Source organism: Bradyrhizobium sp. NBAIM03, from assembly GCF_020194055.1.
Classification (GTDB): domain Bacteria; phylum Pseudomonadota; class Alphaproteobacteria; order Rhizobiales; family Xanthobacteraceae; genus Bradyrhizobium; species Bradyrhizobium yuanmingense.
Genome location: NZ_JADYVS010000101.1, coordinates 1 through 650 on the forward strand (window position 1 = coordinate 1; position 650 = coordinate 650).

General features: G+C 69.1%; 1 protein-coding gene. It reads left to right on the plus strand.

Annotated elements, in window-relative coordinates:
- Positions 1 to 650: non-ribosomal peptide synthetase (locus tag I6F21_RS37575; RefSeq protein WP_225184365.1), on the plus strand; the 650-nt coding region annotated here is incomplete at both ends.

Consider the following 650-nt stretch of genomic DNA (forward strand, 5'->3'; position numbering starts at 1 on the left):
GTGCCGTTCGGCGCGGTGGGTGAGCTTTACATTGGCGGGGCGGGGGTGGCACGGGGCTACCTGAACCGCCCTGAGCTGACCGCGGAGCGGTTCATCGCCAGTCCCTTTGTCGAGGGCGATCGGCTGTACCGGACCGGCGACCTTGCACGTTATCTGCCGGACGGCAATCTTGAGTTCCTGGGCCGCAACGACGATCAGGTGAAGATCCGCGGCTATCGCATCGAGCCGGGCGAGATCGTCGCGCGGCTTTGCGAGCACGCCTGGGTGCGCGAGGCGGTGGTGGTGGCGGGCCAGAACGGCGCCGGCGACAAACATCTGATCGCCTATGTGGTCTGCGCGCCCGAGGCCGGCTCGGACGAGGGCGATGGAGGCGGGCTTGCGGGCGCCTTGCGGGCGCACTTAAGTGCGCGGCTGCCGGACTACATGGTGCCGAGTGCGTTCGTGCGGCTGGCGGCGCTTCCGCTCACGGTGAACGGCAAGCTCGATCGGAACGCGCTGCCGGCGCCGGCCGATCAGGCCTATGCGCTGGCGGCCTACCAGTCGCCGCAAGGTGCGGTCGAGACGGCGCTGGCGCAGATCTGGGCCGAGCTCCTTGGTGTCGAGCGCATCGGGCGCAACGACCACTTCTTCGAACTGGGCGGCCACTCGCT